The organism is Nonomuraea sp. NPDC003709 (assembly GCF_040610775.1).
Classification (GTDB): domain Bacteria; phylum Actinomycetota; class Actinomycetes; order Streptosporangiales; family Streptosporangiaceae; genus Nonomuraea; species Nonomuraea angiospora_A.
This window is the reverse complement of record NZ_JBEXMW010000074.1, coordinates 1-3,973: the sequence shown is the minus strand read 5'-3', so window position 1 is coordinate 3,973 and position 3,973 is coordinate 1. Positions and strand designations below refer to the sequence as shown.

Here is a 3,973-nt window from a genome sequence, read left to right as displayed (position 1 = left end):
ATAATATACTTCCAGGTATTTTAGTGTTTGTAATCACATTTTGCTTTTTCATGGTACTAAATAATTATAAAAAGATTTATGAAAAAATTGGAATGATAGTTGTAAAAACCAATAAATAACTTAGTAAAAAATAGCTTCTAATTTAATAATAAAAGCTCCTTTATGAAACTAAAGGAGCTTTTAAATATTTACAACGATTAAAAGAACGGTTAATCAATACTAGGCTTCTAGTAAGGGATAAGGAGATTGAGAAAATTTTCATTTATTTATATACCTATAAATCGTTGTTCTTGACACTCCCCAAGAATCCGCAATCGACTTAATCGGCGTACCACTTTCTACCAAGGTTTTAAGAAGCTTTACGTCTTGCTCCGAAAATTTCTCAGGTCTTCCTCCAAGTCGTCCTCTTGCACGTGCGGCTTCTCTACCAGCGGCAGAACGCTCCAAAATAAGATTTCGCTCAAATTCCGCAAAAGCCGCAAACAAATGAAACATCAATTGTCCAGTCGAACTTGATTTATCCATTGTAATATTTTCTTGTAAACTATGAAAACTTACCCCTTTATTATTAAGAGAATTAACAATATTAATGAGATCTTCCATATTTCTACCTAGTCGATCCAATCGCCAAACAACAATCGTATCTCCAGGACGAGAAAATTCGATGGCGGATTTTAATCCAGGTCTATCTTTTTTACTTCCTGACATATGGTCAGTAAATATTTTTTCACAGTTATATTTTTTGAGACTATCTTTTTGTAAATCCAAATTTTGAAGTCCAGTTGAAACTCGTGCATATCCGATATTCATTTTTTTCTCCTTCATTTTAATTTATTGTATCATAACTTAGAAATATATATATAAATGAACATAGAATAAATTACGGGTTAATGAACAAGGAATGTAAATGATTTTGAGAAATTTAATAGGAAAAGAAGAGTGTTCAGAAAATGACCATTTTATGGACGCTCAAATATAAAAGAACATTGACCTACCCGAATTGCTAGTTGATTATTTAGCCATGACTTGATACCCGATAGAATATCTTAAAGTCTCTGGTTCCAGTGATTTAGCTGATTTTAACAGTAAAGAATACGCTAAAACTATCATCTCTAATTTCAATTGAAAACCTTGAGGCGAATGACTTTTACAACGCTCAGCTCCTAGATTTGTCAAAAAAGAGAAAACTCGCTCAATCACTTTTCTACGTTTTGAAAAATTAGGGAAAAGGATTTTCTTTTGCTTCATGTTCTTCCTGACAGGTGTAATTAGATCAATTCCTTTTAATTCCAGCCTATCATGCAGTGACTGACCTAAATATCCCATATCTCCAAGGACTGTTGGTGTCCCAAATTGACTCAACACTTCCTCGGTCATTGAACTATCAGCCATTGAAGCAGGAGTAATTGTGTAGTCTATGACATAGCCTGATTCACTGACTAAAGCATGACATTTACATCCATAGAAGTACTGTCCCTTTGTAGAATTGTAGCCAACATTTGCATAATCTCCAAGAACTTTGCTTCTGAAGTTACGAATAGGCTGACACAAAGGAATGGGGAAGCTGTCAATAATGGATACACTCATTCCTTCAACCTCTTTAAAGACGAGTGCTTGGCGAATGACTTGGATACTCGGTAAGAGGGCATTACAACGGCGGACAAAGCGAGAATATTCTAGGAAATTAGGAAATAAACTTTGAGCCAATTGGTGCTTAGCTTTAAGTGTTTCACTAAAATGCAGTACGCCCCATAGGTAACAAGCGATAACTAAGCAATCTGATGTTGCGAGATGGACGTTCTTTCGGTTTTGAACCTCAAGGGGAACACTCGTTTGATAAAGCGTCTCAATGGTTGTCAGTAAATAAACAAAAACTTTTGGAAGTGTGCTATTATAAGTCATATAAGTCGTGCGCTTTCTAATGCTTAGTGGTTTAAGATTAGGATAGCACGACTTATTTATTTTCCAATGAAATTAACTAGCAATTCGGGTAGAAAGTTTAGAGGTATCATATGAAACTACTTAATAATTTGTTGACTAGCTTAACACAATATGAGAATGAAATGATTCAAATTAGGCGTCATCTTCATCAATACCCAGAAATTTCTTTTCAAGAAAAAGAAACATTTAAGTATATTATGGGCTTTTATAAAGAACTTGACTGTGAACCAAAACTTATCGGAAAGGGATTTGGAATCATCGTTGATATTGAAGGTGGAAAATCCGGAAAAACTCTTGCGTTGAGAGCAGACTTTGATGCTCTTGCTATTTTTGAAGATAATGATTTAAGTTTTAAATCGGTCAATCCAGGAGTAATGCATGCCTGTGGACACGATGCACATACTGCATATTTGATGGTACTTGCTAGAGAACTAGTAAAAATAAAACAAGAACTTCCGGGAAGAGTTAGAATTGTCCATCAACCAGCAGAGGAAGTATCTCCTGGTGGTGCCAAAGGTATGATTAAAGCAGGAGCTCTTGACGGTGTCGATAATATGATCGGGGTTCATGTGATGACTACAATTAAAACAGGGGTCATTGCCTATCATAATAAAGAAACTCAAACGGGACGTTCTAATTTCACCATTACAATCAAAGGAAACGGAGGTCACGCTTCTATGCCACAATTAAGTAATGATGCAATAGTAGCCGCTAGTTACTTTGTAACTGAACTCCAAACAGTAATTTCAAGAAGAATAGATCCATTTGACATGGGTACTGTAACTATTGGATCATTTGATGGAGCAGGAAGTTTTAATGCTATACAAGATAAAGTAGTGTTAAAAGGGGATGTTCGGATGATGAAAGAAACAACTAGAAAAGTCATCCGAGACCAAGTGAAACAAATTGCTAAAGGCGTTGGAGTAACCTTTGGGGTTGAAGTGATTGTAGATTATGACTATAACTATCCTGTACTCTTTAATTCAGAAAATCTCACTCACTTTGTAGTTGACAGCTTAAAAGATCAGAATATTTCAGAAGTCAATAATATAGTCGATTTAGGACCACAAAATCCTTCTGAAGATTTTTCATATTATGGGCAAGTTGTACCAAGTACTTTCTTTTACATTGGTGCACAGCCTGAAGACGGCGGAAATTATCCCCATCATAGCCCTTTATTTAAAATGAATGAGAAAAGTATTTTAATCGCGGCTAAAGCAGTTGCAAATGTAACTATAAACTATCTATTTTTCAATAAAAAAATGTAGATTTACAAATAGCAAGATTTGTAGCTAAAGTTGCTCCTTCGTTATTTAATAAACTTATAAAAATATTTCTATCCTCTGTCCAGAAAAAGGTTGTATTATGGACGAGATTTAATTCACCGTCCGTCAAACTACGATACTGCGATGTCACTTAATGACAAGGTTTTGTATGTGTCCACAAATTCCGAGTTCTCTGTCTTGATGACAAATAACGTTCCAGAATATGCGTTGCTTACGTCCGGTAAAGGTTTTTTGAAGAATTTGGAAGATACGACAGGGCTTCTTGACGTTAAATATGACAATGTAGTAGGCAATTATGATATTGATAAGGCTGACATTGTTTATTATGTGTATGGTTTGCTTCATTCACCCGAATATCGGGATATGTATGCCAATGATTTAAAAAAGAGCTTGGCGCGGATTCCGCTAGTCCGAAATAAAGAAGCGTTTATTCGGATTGGAAAGGAGTTATCTAATCTGCATCTGAATTACGAGAAACAAGTGTCATACCCTGGAGTGACGGTGTCAGTTAGCTCTGATGATTATAAAGTGACTAAGATGAAACATCCTAAAAAAGGAGCCTTAGACACTATTATTTTCAATAATTCAATAACTATCTCGAACATACCAGAGAAAGCTTATGAGTATGTGGTTAGTGGAAGGCCAGCTATCGAATGGATTATTAATCAATATCAAGTAAAAACAGATAAAAAATCAGGAATAACGGATGATCCTAACGAATTTAGTGATAATCCTAAATATATTTT

Annotated in this window: 4 protein-coding genes; 2 read left to right on the top strand and 2 right to left on the bottom strand. The window is 35.0% G+C overall.

The window, feature by feature from the left end; translation table 11 throughout:
- Window positions 1–258: 258 nt before the first annotated feature.
- Complete coding sequence (locus tag ABZX61_RS65650) at window positions 259–810, bottom strand: recombinase family protein (protein ID WP_355213218.1); 552 nt, start codon at window positions 808–810, stop codon at window positions 259–261.
- 201 nt (window positions 811–1,011) lie between these two features.
- Entirely contained in the window at window positions 1,012–1,902 is an 891-nt protein-coding gene (locus ABZX61_RS65645) for an IS982-like element ISLll1 family transposase (protein ID WP_355213217.1), read from the bottom strand.
- Window positions 1,903–2,012: 110 nt separating this feature from the next.
- Between ABZX61_RS65645 and ABZX61_RS65640 the strand changes: the two genes are divergently transcribed.
- Together ABZX61_RS65640 and ABZX61_RS65635 are read left to right on the top strand one after the other, a co-directional pair.
- Window positions 2,013–3,209, top strand: coding sequence for a M20 family metallopeptidase (locus ABZX61_RS65640; protein WP_355213215.1), 1,197 nt, complete (start codon window positions 2,013–2,015; stop codon window positions 3,207–3,209).
- A 90-nt stretch (window positions 3,210–3,299) separates the two neighbouring features.
- The coding region (locus ABZX61_RS65635) for a type ISP restriction/modification enzyme (protein WP_355213213.1) at window positions 3,300–3,973 on the top strand (674 nt) is incomplete at its 3' end.

Bases quoted from the DNA above. Each gene is read 5' to 3' on its own strand.
- ABZX61_RS65650 (WP_355213218.1), bottom strand. From the start codon at position 810: ATGAATATCGGATATGCACGAGTTTCAACTGGACTTCAAAATTTGGAT.
- ABZX61_RS65645 (WP_355213217.1), bottom strand. From the start codon at position 1,902: ATGACTTATAATAGCACACTTCCAAAAGTTTTTGTTTATTTACTGACA.
- ABZX61_RS65640 (WP_355213215.1), top strand. From the start codon at position 2,013: ATGAAACTACTTAATAATTTGTTGACTAGCTTAACACAATATGAGAAT.